10 protein-coding genes and 1 pseudogene are annotated in these 15,664 nt (G+C 39.4%); 6 read left to right on the top strand and 5 right to left on the bottom strand.

Annotated features, from left to right (window positions below; translation table 11 throughout):
• Nucleotides 1–593: 593 nt before the first annotated feature.
• Nucleotides 594–1,586: an N-acetyl-gamma-glutamyl-phosphate reductase gene (gene argC / locus V7K32_RS27240; protein WP_334997946.1), complete on the bottom strand. Its 993-nt coding sequence runs from the start codon at nt 1,584–1,586 to the stop codon at nt 594–596.
• 1,276 nt (nt 1,587–2,862) lie between these two features.
• Between argC and V7K32_RS27235 the strand changes: the two genes are divergently transcribed.
• Nucleotides 2,863–4,026 (top strand): choice-of-anchor tandem repeat GloVer-containing protein, encoded by a 1,164-nt coding sequence (locus V7K32_RS27235; protein WP_334997818.1) that lies wholly within the window; start codon nt 2,863–2,865, stop codon nt 4,024–4,026.
• Between the two features lie 401 nt (nt 4,027–4,427).
• Here V7K32_RS27235 and V7K32_RS27230 read toward each other — a convergent pair whose 3' ends face one another.
• On the bottom strand, nt 4,428–4,643 hold the full coding sequence (locus V7K32_RS27230) for a hypothetical protein (protein WP_334997816.1): 216 nt from the start codon (nt 4,641–4,643) through the stop codon (nt 4,428–4,430).
• A 216-nt stretch (nt 4,644–4,859) separates the two neighbouring features.
• On the opposite strand from V7K32_RS27230, the gene V7K32_RS27225 reads away from it, so the two are divergent.
• The 3 genes from V7K32_RS27225 (at nt 4,860) to V7K32_RS27215 (ending at nt 7,671) form a co-directional block, all read left to right on the top strand.
• On the top strand, nt 4,860–6,377 hold the full coding sequence (locus V7K32_RS27225) for an aminotransferase-like domain-containing protein (protein ID WP_334997814.1): 1,518 nt from the start codon (nt 4,860–4,862) through the stop codon (nt 6,375–6,377).
• Between the two features lie 190 nt (nt 6,378–6,567).
• The gene (locus tag V7K32_RS27220; protein ID WP_334876589.1) at nt 6,568–6,750 is read left to right on the top strand and encodes a hypothetical protein; all 183 of its coding nucleotides are present in this window, start codon (nt 6,568–6,570) and stop codon (nt 6,748–6,750) included.
• 225 nt (nt 6,751–6,975) lie between these two features.
• On the top strand, nt 6,976–7,671 hold the full coding sequence (locus tag V7K32_RS27215) for a pentapeptide repeat-containing protein (protein ID WP_334997812.1): 696 nt from the start codon (nt 6,976–6,978) through the stop codon (nt 7,669–7,671).
• Between the two features lie 135 nt (nt 7,672–7,806).
• On the opposite strand, the pseudogene V7K32_RS27210 reads toward V7K32_RS27215, so the two are convergent.
• Nucleotides 7,807–8,469: pseudogene (locus V7K32_RS27210) on the bottom strand (hypothetical protein); the annotation flags it as partial.
• Nucleotides 8,470–9,204: 735 nt separating this feature from the next.
• Here V7K32_RS27210 and V7K32_RS27205 point away from each other — a divergent pair.
• Complete coding sequence (locus V7K32_RS27205) at nt 9,205–11,739, top strand: CHAT domain-containing protein (protein WP_334997810.1); 2,535 nt, start codon at nt 9,205–9,207, stop codon at nt 11,737–11,739.
• 603 nt (nt 11,740–12,342) lie between these two features.
• Here the strand turns inward: V7K32_RS27205 and V7K32_RS27200 are convergent.
• Nucleotides 12,343–12,960, bottom strand: coding sequence for a hypothetical protein (locus V7K32_RS27200; protein WP_334997808.1), 618 nt, complete (start codon nt 12,958–12,960; stop codon nt 12,343–12,345).
• 395 nt (nt 12,961–13,355) lie between these two features.
• Complete coding sequence (locus tag V7K32_RS27195; protein ID WP_334997806.1) at nt 13,356–13,937, bottom strand: DUF411 domain-containing protein; 582 nt, start codon at nt 13,935–13,937, stop codon at nt 13,356–13,358.
• A 407-nt stretch (nt 13,938–14,344) separates the two neighbouring features.
• Here V7K32_RS27195 and V7K32_RS27190 point away from each other — a divergent pair, with 407 nt between their 5' ends.
• Nucleotides 14,345–15,487, top strand: a complete 1,143-nt coding sequence (locus V7K32_RS27190; protein WP_334997804.1) for a BMP family ABC transporter substrate-binding protein — start codon at nt 14,345–14,347, stop codon at nt 15,485–15,487.
• Nucleotides 15,488–15,664: the final 177 nt, after the last annotated feature.

Below are 15,664 nucleotides of genomic sequence, written 5' to 3'. Positions count from 1 at the left end.
ACTAAGATTTACACATTGACAAAGTGGGCAATAAGTGGTTTAAGTGGAAACAAGCAAATAACAGACTATTTGCTAATTAACTTTGACTGGCAGGGTAATCATAAACTCAGTTGCGATCGCTCCACCATATTTTCCTACGACAATTTGACGACGGTTTCCTAAGCTGAATTCTTAACGGCAGTTTCTCCTGATGCCTTTCTTCTATTGTGCTTAAGTCGATTTCAATAAGCAATTAGGCATATTGCTTTCTCAAAATGCCTAATTGCTTTCTCTTTTCGGTAGATTCAGCAAGCAAAAAGACATATTACTTTCTCAAAATGCTTGATTGCTTTCTCATTTCAGTATATCGCGCATTCATTTCGGTAGATTTAGCAAGCAAAAAGGCAGATTGCTTTCTCATTTCGGTATATCGCGCATTCATTTCGGTGGATTCAGCAAGCAAAAAGGCAGATTGCTTTCTCAATTTGCCTTTTTGCTTTTTCAAATGAGCAATTTACACACTCATAATAAGTTATTGCTGTCTTGTACAAGCCATTAGTCATTAAGCATGGAGTAAAGCCCTACTGCTTTTTTCCTTATTGCTTAACGCTCTTTCATAACAATCCCAACTCTTCTGGAAAGCCTAGCATGATGTTTAGGTTTTGGATTGCGGCTCCCGATGCGCCTTTACCCAAGTTGTCGAGACGAGCAACTAGCAATGCTTCTTTGGTGGTGTCATTGGCGAATACAAAAACTTGAACAATATTAGTGCCGTTGATTGCGTAGGCGGAGCCCGTCGTAGACATCGCATCCAAAAATATTCCGTCTCGCAGTAGTGTAGAATCTTGGTATGGAGCAACCTGCACGAATTTTTCACTTTTGTAATAGTTAACAATTACTTGATGAATAACCTCACCTGATGGTGGATTATTCAAAGTCCCCAACGGCAAAGGCACCTGAACCAGCATTCCTTGCTCAAAATCTCCTACTGCGGGTACGAATAGCGGCGGCGATGCTAATTCTGAGTAATAATGCATTTCCTTGACGTGCTTATGTCCAAACTGCAAACCGTAGATACCATAAGGATAAAGCGACTCTGCTCCAGTTTCCTGTTCGTGAAAGGTATGGTATTGTTTGATCAGATTCTTTCCGCCACCAGAGTAACCTGACACTGCATTAACGGTGATGGGAAAATTACTCTTTAAAATTCCCTTGGCAATCAACGGACGGATACAGGCTAAAAATCCTGTGGGATAACAGCCGGGATTGCTGACATACTGAGCGCGGGCGATTTTCTCTCGCTGTCCTGGATTTAGTTCAGGAAAACCATATACCCAGTTATTAGCTGTGCGATGGGCGCTACTAGCATCAAGGATCTTAACCGTAGTACTACTTACTAAGCTAACAGCTTCGCGGGCTGCATCATCAGGTAGGCAGAGAATGACAACATCGACGGCATTAATTAGTTTAGCTCGCTCAGTTGCATCTTTACGTTTAGATGCTTCAATGCTAACTAACTCGATATCATCCCGTTGATTGAGGCGTGAGTAAATATGTAAGCCTGTGGTTCCCGATTCCCCATCAATAAAAATCTTAGGTTTAGTAATCATGCGTCCAGCATCCCGCTTTGTGAGTAGTATTATTTTGACCGATTAATACTTACTTGACCTCTAGTAAATAAATTATATTAAGTTAGGACTTACGCAGTATACAAATGTATCGTGATGTGCATTAACTAAAATAGGTTATTTCAGACTTTTGTTAATTATGCTGCGATCGTAAATACACCATGCTGAACTAACAATGCTGTGCCTTTACGAAAGATGTGGTTTTTCAACTTATTCATATTTAGTATTTCTTGTCAAGGCGTAAGTTTTATAAGTAGCCCTTTCAAGGTGACTCGTAAAATAAAATTGTTTTTTCTCAGCGCTCTCTGTGCCTCTGCGGTTTAAAAGTAATTTATTTAACCTTATTAGGCACAGACAACACAGAGATAAGAGGTTAGAGAGGTATTTATTTTCAAGAACTTTTACCCATCTTGAAAGGGTTAGTTTTATAAGTCAAAACAAATATTTTTAGAAAACACCAAAAATTGATTGTATCACCCAAACTGGTATTCTCCCTTATTTTTTTTCAAAAATAAAATCGGATTGCTGATAGCAGAGGTAAAAGTTAAATTGAAATTTTTTGTGTTGATCACGACATCTAAAAAATAATCAGTATGTTATGTTACTGAGCGACATCATAAATGCTCTCATTTTCAGCAATTAACTTAAGTGTGAATACACTCATTGTGGTATAGGCGGCCAGAGAATTTATAAATTCTTCCTGGCCAAGATATACCAAAGTTTCTGCTGAGTTTTCACTAAAAGCTAGTTTAAATAACGAATTTATAGTACCTGATTTCACAAATTAGTTGTGATATCAAGTACTACAAAATCCGTTAGTTCAAGCCATTCTAGCTGTTTTCACTTGTATGGAATACATATCTGTTGAGGAGTGCAAAGTTTTGCACCCCATAGTGGATTGCATCCATACAATAATTGCTATCTCCAGTCTGAGAGAGAGGCATAAAAATAAATCTCCAGCCTTATTAAAACGAATCAGCGACTATGCCCAGAGTGAAACCACCTTCGGCAGAGCAGTTCTTAAAAAGTAGGCTGAAGACTTATTTCGGGGGGAGCATCCCAATTTTGGCTTAAATCTTTTCCCTCAGCCCCTCTCCCGGAATGGGGAGAGGGGAGACATAATTCTAGTTCCCCGAATCCCATCATATCGGATTCGGGGTTAGGGGATGAGGGCTATCAAGGGAATGGCACATTTGGGATGCTGGGATTTCGGGTTCGTGTCTGAGTAAATTTTTGTAGGAGTTAAGTGAACAAGATGAAACTGTACAAACAACGTCAAAGCAAAAATAGCGTATTGATTTTAACTTCTCTGGCTGTGTTGGCGTCTCCATTAGTATTGCCCTTACAACAAGCTTTTGCAGAAACATTAACGACCATTGTAAATTTCAACGGTACTAATGGAGCTAACCCAAATGCAGGTGTGCTTGCAGGCAAGGATGGCAATCTTTATGGAACCACTTCCGCAGGTGGTTCGCAAAGTAAAGGAACAGCATTCAAATTAACTGGTTCTACTTTTAATACTCTGACTACACTAGTTAACTTCACTGGAACCAATGGAACTAACCCTGTTGCTAGATTATTTCAGGCAAGTGATGGCAATCTATATGGTGCGACCTTTACAGGCGGTACAAATAACTTAGGTACGTTGTTTCAGTTGAAAAAAACAACTTTTACAAACTTGACAACTCTTTTGAATTTCAATGGTACTGGTGGAGCCAACCCTACAGGTAGATTGATTTCAGGTAGCGATGGCAGCTTGGTGGGGATAACTTCTGCCGGTGGGGTAAACAATAAAGGAACTGTATTCAAGATTCCGCTAACTGGTGGTGTCCCCACTGTCGTAGTTAACTTTAACGGTACTAATGGAGCAACTCCATTAGCAAGGTTGCAATTAGCTAGTGACAAAAACTACTATGGCACCGCCTCAGCAGGTGGAGCAAGTAATAAAGGTGTGGCATTTAAGTTAACTCCCGCAGGAGTAATAACTTCATATAGCTTTAGTGGTGCTAATGGGCAAAGTCCTCAGGCTGGATTAATTGAATCTGATAAATTTATCTATGGCACGACTTCTCTAGGTGGAGCCAGTAATAAAGGAGCTATATTCAAGGTTCCCCTCGGTGGCGGTACACCGGTTTTAGTTGCCAGTTTTAATGGCACCAATGGGGCTAACCCCACAGCTGCACTCACAAAAGGAAGTGACGGTAACTTCTACGGTACGACTTCTACAGGTGGTGCAAATAATAAAGGAGCCATCTATCGGTTGACTGGAGGAACCATCACTTTGTTATTTAGTTTTAATGGCACGAATGGGGCAACGCCAGAGTCTACGCTAATTCAACTTGCTAATGGTGCATTTTACGGTACCACCTCTACTGGTGGCGCTTCTGCACAAGGAACCGTGTTTAAATTTACACCATAGCCTCAAATACAATCTACCTACCAAATAATTAGTAGAACGTAGATTTTTCCACTTTCAGATAGTTACGTTTACTGGCTAAGTAAGTGGGTCAAATTAAATATAAAACCTCACCCTGCCTCCGGCTTCCCTCTCCAAAGCATCAAAGAGGGATTGAGGGTGAGGTTTTTTCTTATGTTTAATTACGTCTACCTACTTATCTGAAAGTGAAAAAGATATTCGCAAACAACCAAATATCTTCATGATGATTGTTCCGAACTGTCTATAGGAATCCGGTTTGATTACTGAAATTATTTGCGTAGGCTGGGAGTGGGGAGTAGTAAAGAACACTTTTTGATGTGTACGGAGTTTTTTAAAAAATCAAATCATAGTCCTATATATCTCAGATTGATGGGCAAAAGATTTTATCTGTAATAACATTTATCAATCCAAATTCGCATTTCTTCTTCAGAACCAAAACAGGCAGAACGCCCTGTGATTGGATCGTAGGCACGCCAACAAGAAATGTGACCATGCCAGTCTGATTCCTGCCACACTTGGAGATCAGAACTACTAGCCATCCAGGTGGTAAAATGTTGCCAATATTTTCGTAAATTTAACAAAATATTAAATTTATTCATAGTGAAAGCACCCGATCAATAGTGAACTATTACTTTTACTTTCACGTAATAATTTTCAACTGATAAGGTACAGTTTTGGCAGATTTGATCTAGTACAGTTAAGGGCTATCTGAACTGGTATAGTAAAAAATCTCGCAACTGTACTAGGTAAACTTGCTAAAAATAGTTTATATTGCCAGTATTGATGATTATTTAGTCATTGACGAGTGCGGCAAAATGAACATTTTATTAGAACGGCAGTCAAGCAAACCGATTTATTTGCAGATCCGCGATCGCATCAGTCGTCTGATTAAATCTGGCGCACTCAAAAGTGGCGATCGCCTTCCTTCTATCCGCTCTTTGGCAGAAAGTTTACAAGTTAACAAACTCACGATTATTGAAGCATATAACGTTTTAGAAGCAGATGGAATTGTTTCTGCTCGTCAAGGTTCAGGATATTTTGTCAGCAGCATTTCTCTTAAAAGCGCCAACTTAGAATCTAAATTTGCTCCAGCCCAAAATGTCATAATTACAAAACCAGGAAAGTGTTCTTTTTATGAAATGTATACTCCACTGGTGCAAGCACAGACACAGCCAGAAATGATTAATTTTGGCTACGGTTATCCTCGTCCACCAAAAGATATTAACCTGATTGCCAGACGAGCATTAAGACAAGATGATGCTGATATTTTCTTTCCCCATGAAATGCCTCAAGGACAACTAACTTTGTGCAGACAAATTGCCCAGATGCTAGTACATCAAGGATTAGAGGTTTTTCCAGAAGATTTAATTATTACTAATGGCTCTCAGCAAGGGTTGTCATTAGCGATGAATTATTATGTACAACCTGGTGATTGGGTGATTGTCGAAGCTCCCACCTATTATGGTGCAATTTCTATCTTAGAAAACTTGGGAGCTAAGATTATTGGCATTCCCATGACTGCGGAGGGAATGAATTTAGATTTATTAGAACAATATCTACACAGCCACCGTCCGAAATTAATTTATACGATTAGTACCTTTCACAATCCGACAGAATTGACGACAACACAAGGTCATCGTCAACAATTATTAGCATTAGCCGAAAAATATGAATGCCCCATTTTAGAAGATAATGCTTATGAAGGCATAAATTTTGATGCTGTACCAGCACCAATTAAAGCTTTAGATAAAAATAATTTGGTGACTTATTTAAGCACTTTTTCTAAAACTTTAATGCCTGGTTTACGAGTGGGCTATATGGTAGTTACAGGTAAGCATTATCAAGCAATTATTGAGCGGAAGTTGCTCCATGACTTGCACACATCCAGTATTTCGCAAACAATAGTTAGCGAATATCTCGCTTCAGGACATTACCGCCGTCACCTCAGCCGACTTCGCACAGATAATCTGCAAAGTCGTAATACTATGCTGCAAGCTTTAGAGCGTTATTTTCCTGAAGAGATCCGGTGGACAGTTCCCACGGGTGGATTATTTCTCTGGGTACAGTTACCAGATGATATTCCGATTGGGACAATTCGTAAGGAAGCCTTTACACAAAATGTCTACCTAGCGTGTGGTTCGGCATTTTTCCCAGATAAGCAGGGTTACCCAGCGATGCGTCTGACTTTCTGTCTCTCACCAGAGGAGATTGAGCAAGGTATTTCGATTGTGGGTAAGTTGCTGAAAAAGTATATCTCCAGAGGATGTGTAGATAGAGAGCGGCTTCTCATCAAACATCACATATCCAATTATCAACCGCTTGTTCACATGTAGGTTAGCAGAGATGTCCTAATCTACTTCTGGTCAAATCCCTCCACCATTTTAAGAAACAACTTTTAGTAAGTGTTCGTTAAGCACGTCCAATAATGGTCGGTTGTTACACACACCAGTCTGATTGTTATTAGTCAGAATGTAATAGTGCAATCTATTGCACTGTTACAAAAGCTAAATACAGAGGTAAACTATGTTTCCTTTTTGGGGTAATGTCTGTTATGGAAGCGAACCGATTTCGCACAAAGCTAGCTTAGAGCGGAAATTAAAATTCTTGATTTGGATGCGAGATGATTTAGAGTCCAAACTGGCTGGCATTAATGCTTCTATTGATACGATTCGGCAGCAAATAGAACGCTCAAATTCAGCTGTTTAGAACTTAGTTCTTGCAGACATTTGTACTTAAGCCGATTGTAACTATTTTGTGATTGGGGGCTGTACATGGGCTGCAAAGCGTTTTGTAGGTCTTTGTGCAGCACTCTGTCACAAAGTAGGTAGTCTTGAAAAATGAAGCCGAGTCTTTTGTGCTGGTGACTGGCAGAGTTGATTAATATCTGCAAGCTAGAGCCGTAATCGTTTTAGAGTGGCAAAACTTATAGAAATGAAAAATATTATCTCAATTGTTTGGAATAAGTGGTTAAAACCGCACAAAGAATCTGTTTTACTATTTGACTCAACTGCTGCCGCTAGCGAGATTGCCTTAATGCTTAACGGTGACTGGGATGGCTGCAATGGTGTAATCATGGCTAAATGTGATGAGGTAGCTGTTAATACTGCTGCCAAACTTACGATAGCTACATGGTGTTATCAAGGCGCATCCAAAGCTGTTTTAGACAGAGTAGCAACTGATGAAATTTTACGCCGTTATGCAATAAGAGAAAGAAATTTTGTTAATGCTAATTTGAGGTGTGCAGTACTTACATCACTGAAGCTGAGTGAAATTAACCTAAGTTATGCAAACCTGAGTTGGGCAGACCTAAGTCAAGCCAATCTAAGTTATGCTGATTTAACAGCAGCAGACCTAAGCCAAGCTAATTTAAGTGGAACTGACTTAACCAAGACAAACCTAATGAGGGCAAACCTAAGCGGGGCAGACCTGCAACAAGCTTCGCTTCAGGGGGCTAACCTAAGTAGTGCTAACTTAACTGAAGTTAACCTCACTGGTGCAGATTTAACAGGAGCCAATCTAGCACTAGCAGATTTAAGAGGGGCAAATTTTTACGAATGCAATTTGAGTGGAGCTAACCTAATAGGTGCCAAGTTAATTGAGAGTGACTTGGCTTTTGCTAGACAATAATCGCGCCTTGTAGCGAAGCGATCGGCTTGTGGTTGCACAGTCTTTCCTGGTTTGTGCAAGTTAGGGGTTGTGAGGGTGCGATCGCTGTTCATAAAACGTGTGGGTGTATCATGTTTTAATGCGACTTTGGGTGCAATTATTACTGTCATTGGTAAGAATTTCTGGCGAAAGTAGTTTCACCAAGTCACTTACTGCTGAGACTTGGGTTAAGTCACTTCGGTGATTTAGATGCAAGTAATTGACAAAACGATACATTACCAACGGTTGATTATCCACTGGTCGCAAAGCATACTCTTCTATACTGGCAAACAGTAGTTTATCTTGCAGTTGTCTATCCTTAGTAAATTCGGCGATGCAAGCCATTTGCTGTTGCATATAACTATCGTTTTGCAGTAATTCTTGGATAACTTCTTGCAATATATCCATAACACTGGATTGGCGATCGCGGCTGGAACCTACCCAAGTTTGAATCTGGCTGCGTAAAGAAACTAAACTCCCCAATCGGATGATTAAGTTGCCATAAGCTCGTTCTCTACCGCTCCCTAAGTAGCGTTTGCGTAAAATTTTCCAGCGATACTCCATTAGTTGCTTGACAATATTCATCTCTAATGGTTCAAGTAGTTCAAACCGTTTTAAATCTCTTCCCAAAAGCCAACGAACAATACTCTCTCTGGTAGTTGCACTTTCCTCTGGGCATTCCTGTGCTAGGCGTTTGTGCCAATACTGTTTCAGTTTTACTGCATTCTTTACTAGAAGAAGATTGCACTCTTTGAAACTCAATTTTACAGTTTGCATCATAACTCCTTTGCTGTCTTAACAGTGATATTCGCCTGTGAAAATTTATCCTTCTGAAATCAAAAATTCAACTTCAGCAGTAACCGCATTAAGTATCTGATTTTTCCGATTAAGCCGTGAAATCTCGAAATAGCAAGGATTTTAGACTATATTTTATGTAGACATAAATTTTACAAGTGAACTTTTTTATCTATTCAATATTAAATAGTTTTTATTAAATACAAAATCTATAAATCTCATATATTTTAATCAATACAGATTTAAAAACTCATGCAAATACTAATAAGTAGGTAGGCATAATTAAATATAAGATCAAACCTCACCCTCAATCCCTCTCCAAAGCATCAAAGAGGGAAGCCGGAGGCAGGGTGAGGTTTTATATTTAATTTGACCCACTTACTTATCTATTTTTACAAAACTTAAGTAAAATTTTATATGCGTATTTTTTATACAAACTTTGGCTTACTTTGACCAAGCCCATCATTATAGCCTCACATAGGTTAGGGTAGTGTTGATTGCTCAAAGGCTTGAAAGAAATCGGGTTTTACTCAGCACTCAGCACTTTGCTATAACTGAAAACTTCAAAAAGTTCTAGTAGCGAGCCGTTTTAATTTCCTCCAAGTCAGACGCTTGGCTATCGTGAACTTTACTATTAATCAGAGTTCTCAATAGAGAAATAGTAATACCAATTTTGGATGAAAGCTATATTGTAAAGATATATAGTTTTTATAAATATAAATGACTGAACAATTTTTATATTTCAATGGAATTAATGGCGCAACGGGAGAATACTTCCCGTCTCCACGTAGTTTTAAACAAATTGCTCAAATCGCCCAAGGTAAACAGTTTAATGACCCACCTGATTTAATCCAACTGCAACAGCAATATCAGAAATCTCCAGAAAAATCTAGGGGACTGGTAGAAGGTAAAGACCCAAAAAACTTAGCGCAGACGGGCTGGGGAATTATTTTCGCCTATGAATATAAAGATAGTTCTGGTTATCAAGCAGAGGCTCTAAGAGTTGCCCTCAGTGAATTACTAAAGCATCGCCGCCAACAAGCAACACAGATAGACAACCGTTATTACCAGGAGTACATAGGGCAAAAAGCATACCGCACTCAGGAATCAAAGCAGCAGTTTTTGGAACGCCATCGAGTCGGCCCAGGGCCTGTCAACCCAGAGAAAATGCCCTACTATTTACTGATTGTTGGTGATCCCCAAAGTATTCCTTATCACTTCCAGTATCAGTTGGATGTGCAGTATGCAGTTGGCAGAATTTACTTTGATACTTTAGAAGAATATGCTCAGTATGCACACAGTGTAGTCAAAGCTGAAACTGGTGAAATAATTTTACCCCAAAAGATTTATTTGTTTGGAACACAGAATCAAGATGACCAAGCTACCCAACTGAGTGCCGAGCATCTGATCAAACCTTTATCACAATGGATAACTCATGACCAGCCAAATTGGTCGGTGCAGACGGTTGTGGGGGAATCAGCAACTAAAGCAAGATTGAGCCAATTGATGAGTGAGGTACAAACACCTGCTTTGTTGTTTACTGCTACTCATGGTGTCGGCTTTCCGAACAATCATCCACTTCAGTTACTCCACCAAGGGGCGCTTCTGTGCCAAGACTGGCCAGGCCCATCCCAATGGAAAGGAGAACTACATCCGCAAACACATTACTTTTGTGCAGACGATATTGGTAATGATGCAAATTTACTAGGGTTAATTACGTTTCACTTTGCTTGTTATAGTGCTGGAACCCCTAAAGTGGATGACTTTAGTGTGCAAAATGGGACTCAAAAGACAGATATTGCACCTCATGCTTTCGTGGCTCAACTTCCCAAACGTCTACTGAGTCGAGGTGCTTTAGCTGTAGTTGGGCATATTGAACGAGCTTGGGGATGTTCTTTTGTGTGGAAGCAGTTGGGAGAACAACTGGAAACTTTTCAGTCGGCTTTCAAACGCCTGATGGAAGGTCATCCAGTGGGTTCAGCAGTAGAATTTTTTAATCAGCGTTATGCAGAACTCGCTTGTGACCTCAATGTGGAGTTAGAGCAAATAAAGCCCAACACATCTGTTGATGATTGGAAGATAGCTAGTTTGTGGACAGCGAAAAATGATAGCCGTAATTACGCAATTATTGGAGATCCGGCTGTGCGTTTGATGGTGCGAACTAATCCCATTCCCAATACTGAACACAAGAAGATTACTGTTGATTCACTCAAGTTAGCTAACTCCAAAAGTTCAACTAATGCAGAGTTAACACTATCTAAATATAATCAACAGGCATTTATCAGCCAACAGCCTCAGTATGATTTTAAGAATATCAAAAAAAATATTTTAATTTTATCAGCTAATCCGAAAAACACTGATAGGTTACGTCTGGATCACGAAGTGCGAGAAATTCAGGCAGGTTTGGAACGTTCTCAAAACCGAGATAACTTTGAAATTATTACTAGATGGGCAGTTCGTACCGATGATTTACGTCGTGCATTATTGGATTATGAACCTGAAATTGTGCATTTTTCGGGACACGGTGCAGGAGATGATGGCATAACGTTAGAGAATATCTCTGGCGAGTCGCAATTGGTTAGTACGGAATCTTTAGCCAACCTGTTTAAACTTTTTAAAGATAAAGTTGAGTGTGTTTTGCTTAATGCCTGTTATTCAGAAATACAAGCTGAAACCATTCACCACCATATTGATTGTGTAATTGGTATGGAAGGTGCTGTCACAGATAAGACTCTAATTAATTTCTCACTAGCATTTTATGACGCTCTTGGTGCTGGAAGAAGTTATGCTGAAAGTTTTCAATTTGGCTGTAATAATATTGACATTCTTGGTCTACCAGAGTCTTCAACTCCAAAAATCAAAATCCGAAATAACTCTAAAACTCTATTTTTTAACAACCAGTCAAAATCTAATATGAGTGGTAGTGGCAATTATAACGACCGTATTGAAGGTAATTACATTCAAGGGAATTACTACGCCACTAGTAAACAACAAAACCTTGCCTCAGCTGCTGCTGAAATTCAAAAGCTTTTAGAACACTTAGCTCAATCTTATCCTACTGATACGACTTTGGGAAAAATGCAAATAGCGGCTGAAACCATTAAGGCTATTGAAAATAATTCAATGATAGGAGAACTGGTAACTAGTGCTTTAAAAACTGATGGCGTTCAAGCTTTGGAGCAATTGCTTAATCATCCTGCTGCTAGTTTTGTCATTAGTGCATTTGAGGATTGGCAGAAAACTAAGGGGAGTTAAATTTTTTCTACTTTCATTACACTTTTTAGTTATTTGATATCAAACATGCTAATGGAGATTAAACCATGTTTATGGCGAACTAAATTTATGGAGGGATGGTGGCTAACCTGACAATTCAGGTCATCTGGAAATTTCTCTCTTCCTTTAAGGAGGAGCCACTGCGCCCTTGCGGCAAAGCCCGACAGCCAAGTGGCATCAGAGACTTTGAATTTTCCCCTTAGAGCGTAGCGAAGGGGCTAGGGGGTTAGGTTAATGGTTAGCTTTTCCACATAACCTGAATTGTCAGGGTGGCTAACAGCAGGCAAGATTTAGAAAGAGAAACCTATGCAGTAAGTAGGTCGGCGAGAAAAAACCAACCTATGCAACGAAAAGTAAAATCTCTGTATTTAGCTCGTAGTTGCGCTGTTTTGCGCTAAAGCGCAACTACAAACCAGTGATAATTATTTGCGCCGGCTTACGTACGAACTCAAGCTAATAGTTATGAACTAGCTGTATCTCTTCTCAAAAAATACTGTAAATAGTTGTCATGTTGTTCGATTATCATCAGCGATGATGAAGATGGACAAAATCATAGCGGATGGAGATATTGAGCGAAATAAACTATTAACTACAATAAGCCAGGCTGCTTAATGTAGGAGTATTTACTAAGTCAGTATTAGCTATCCAACCATTACCGGATAACTCTCCAGGGAAACTTCTGGAAAGGTCGATTTCTACCCAAATGTAATTTTCAGATTTGTATGAATTAACTATATTACCTGTAACCAAGTTCACAAACACAATTGTGTTTGGATTAATTGTTGTAATAAAAGCTCCTTTTGTACTTGGTTGGCGACGGATAGTTTCAGGTTGTACAATTTGCCGACATACACTACCAATAGTAGGTTGACTCCATAGGTTTTGAACGTTGTTATTCGTCTGACAAAATTTCAGCACAGCCGTTTGAATAAACCCTGAAGTCGGAGATTTAATTCTGACAAATCTATCTCCATTAGCTGGTATATATGCTAAAAAAATATTTGTTTTTGCCGGCAATATTCTGATAGCGTTAGATGATGTTGAAGGTTCTTTGAAAATTGGAGTATCTACTTTAGTTGCACGACAACTCGACTGTGAAGAATTGGAGGGAGTCTGTGTGATTTGAGCAAATACAGGTACACTCAGAGCGAACGTAGCAATCTTTACTATAGTAAAAATATACAATAACTTCTGAAATTCCACGTTTTTTCCTCAATATCACTTACGAAAGACTGTACATTAGATTGAGTCTACCAAAACATGGTAAAAAACCCGTATGTTGGAAGTCATCAGGCAAGCGAGTAAAGCGTGGATTATTCCCATACTGCAAAAGACATCTCCGAAAAAGAATGTAGAGACGCGAAATTTCGCGTCTCTACAAGGGTTTTAGGTTACGCATATTTAATTTCTGGAGATGTCTATTGACAGAAAAGCCCAAATAGCAGATATGCTTTTCAGGGCTTAAAAGCGAAATCTTTCAACTATCCTTTTGCGATCGCCCTTCGGAAAAACTTTTTGGTTTACTGAAATTAGCCGGTAAGCATAAAACGTGACATTTTAGAATGAAATAGCCCTGCTCAGAATACAGCGAGATTACATCAATAGGATGGATATTTATTGAATACTGCAACTGAATCCTTGCGATCAAAAGAAAGCACATAAAACGGGTCTTTTCGATCCCCCATCTCCATCCCAGGAGTGCCTACGGGCATTTGAGGAACAGATAAACCAACAACATTTGGCTTTTCTCGAAGCAAACGTTTGATGTCGTCTGCTGGAACGTGTCCTTCGATAACATATCCATTAACAATTGCGGTGTGGCAAGATGACAAGTTATCTGGCACATTATACTTTTGTTTAACTGTTTCGATGTCAGCCGTGGAAAAGTCTGTGATTTGAAAACCTTGTGCTTTTAAGTGGTCAATCCACCCACCACAACAATTACAATCAGGGCTGTGATATACAGTGGCATTTAACGCTGTTGATTTTAATGGTGTCTGTTTATCTTGGATACCCTTAATGGTACTTACCGGTTGAGCATTACTCATAGAAGCAGTGCTTCCCAATATGCCCAATACCCCTACTGTTAGACAGATTATTACTACTGCACGTACAGCAACACTTACCAAGATAGAAGGTAAGCATTTTTGCCACCAATAAATAAATTTTTTGTCCGACATCTGAGACTTCCTAAGTACAATATTACATAAATTTGTTGTAACAAATTCTCTTCAAAAAGACTTGGGGGTAAGCATTCAGGGGGGTCTGCTATATTTTTTGCAGGAGAAGCTTTGGGTCAGTTTATTGCTGCTCTCTGCCTTTTTTTGTGATATTCACTTCTGCTTGCCAGCTAATCAAACTTTATTGGTCTGCGATCGCAATTTTTTTATCAAAAAGCTAGCTTTTAATATCTATTTTTTGAAACTTTTTGGCATTGTCTATAATATTACCATTAATTGCCTTCTTTCTCAAGTAAGTTGACCGCAGAAATAAAAAGTTAAAATTAAGTAAATAGGTAATCTAAACCGTGTCTACCATTACCAGCAGTCAGAAAAATCTTATTAACAGGTAAACCTATTAATAAAATATGGATCGTCGAAATTTTTTAAAGTATGTCACTTTAGCAGGATCTACCTTTACCTTAACTAGTTGTGTTCAAGGCAAAAATTCCAAATCACAGGGTAAGGTATCTCCCTTGGCCTCGCCTGTGGCGGTAAATGAACCTCTCAAGGTGGGATTTGTTTATGCCGATTTTGTGGGTGATTTTGGCTGGACTTATGCCCATGATTTAGGCCGCAGAGACATGGAAGCCAATCTTCAAGATAAGGTAAAAATTACCTTTGTGGAAAATGTCAACGAAGCTGCTGAAGCCCAAAGGGTGATTCGCCAACTCGCATTAGATGGTAATAAGTTGATTTTTACGACTTCCTTCGGGTACATGAACCCAACAATTAAAGTTGCCAACGACTTTGGTGATGTTGCCTTTGAAAACTGTAGAGGATACAAACGTGCTGCCAATGTCGGCACTTATTTGGGACGCTTTGAAGAACCGCGTTACTTAACCGGCATGATTGCTGGCAAGATGACAAAATCAAATGTAGTTGGTTTTATTGGCGCATACCCAATTCCAGAAGTAATTCGGGGAATCAGTGCATTCACTCAAGGAGTAAGATTAACAAATCCCCAAGCAAAAGTTAAGGTACTTTGGGTACAAAGTTGGTACAATCCAGCTAAAGAAAGAGAAGCGGCTCAAGCTTTGGTAAATTTAGGTGCGGATGTACTGACGCAGCATACCGACTCTGGTGCTGTTGTCCAATTGGCACAAGAAAAAGGCATTTATGCTTTTGGCTACAACACTGATATGAGTAAATTTGGTCAAAAAGCCCACCTGACATCAGCTATTAACAAATGGGGCAAATTCTATACAGATAAAGCCAAGGCTTTAATGAGTAATACTTGGAAATCTCAAGAGGTTTGGGATGGTATTGGTCAAGGAATGGTGGATATTTCCCCGATGAATGAGGCGATTCCAGAAGATGTGCAACAACTGGTGAATGCGAAACGCGATGAATTTATTCAGGGTACTGCACATCCTTTTGATGGCCCAGTGAAAGACCAAAAAGGGTTGGTGCGAGTGCCAAAGGGTAAGGTTTTGGATGATCAAAAACAACTGGCGATGGATTGGTATGTTGAGGGAATTGAAGGGTCAATTCCAAAGGGTAAATCTTAGCACTGCTAAACACTCGACCAACCCAATTTTGCTGAGTAAACCAAGTTTTAGAATTTTCTCTCTTTCTCTCTGTGTCGCGCCAGTTGCTTTAAGTCGGGGAACCAGCAAGGGCGCACTGGCTTCTCTGTGCCTCTGCGGTTCGTTATTTCATTGACACAATACTAGGATTTTTTTTTG

This window comes from Nostoc sp. (assembly GCF_036917635.1).
In the GTDB taxonomy this organism is placed as follows: domain Bacteria; phylum Cyanobacteriota; class Cyanobacteriia; order Cyanobacteriales; family Nostocaceae; genus Nostoc.
The sequence above is the reverse complement of the archived record's forward strand: the minus strand, read 5'-3'. Positions and strand labels throughout refer to the sequence as shown.

What these genes read in the sequence shown, in the direction of transcription:
- V7K32_RS27230 (WP_334997816.1), bottom strand. Translation starts at nt 4,643, where the DNA reads ATGAATAAATTTAATATTTTGTTAAATTTACGAAAATATTGGCAACAT.
- V7K32_RS27235 (WP_334997818.1), top strand. Translation starts at nt 2,863, where the DNA reads ATGAAACTGTACAAACAACGTCAAAGCAAAAATAGCGTATTGATTTTA.
- V7K32_RS27225 (WP_334997814.1), top strand. Translation starts at nt 4,860, where the DNA reads ATGAACATTTTATTAGAACGGCAGTCAAGCAAACCGATTTATTTGCAG.
- V7K32_RS27205 (WP_334997810.1), top strand. Translation starts at nt 9,205, where the DNA reads ATGACTGAACAATTTTTATATTTCAATGGAATTAATGGCGCAACGGGA.
- V7K32_RS27215 (WP_334997812.1), top strand. Translation starts at nt 6,976, where the DNA reads ATGAAAAATATTATCTCAATTGTTTGGAATAAGTGGTTAAAACCGCAC.
- V7K32_RS27195 (WP_334997806.1), bottom strand. Translation starts at nt 13,937, where the DNA reads ATGTCGGACAAAAAATTTATTTATTGGTGGCAAAAATGCTTACCTTCT.
- V7K32_RS27190 (WP_334997804.1), top strand. Translation starts at nt 14,345, where the DNA reads ATGGATCGTCGAAATTTTTTAAAGTATGTCACTTTAGCAGGATCTACC.
- V7K32_RS27220 (WP_334876589.1), top strand. Translation starts at nt 6,568, where the DNA reads ATGTTTCCTTTTTGGGGTAATGTCTGTTATGGAAGCGAACCGATTTCG.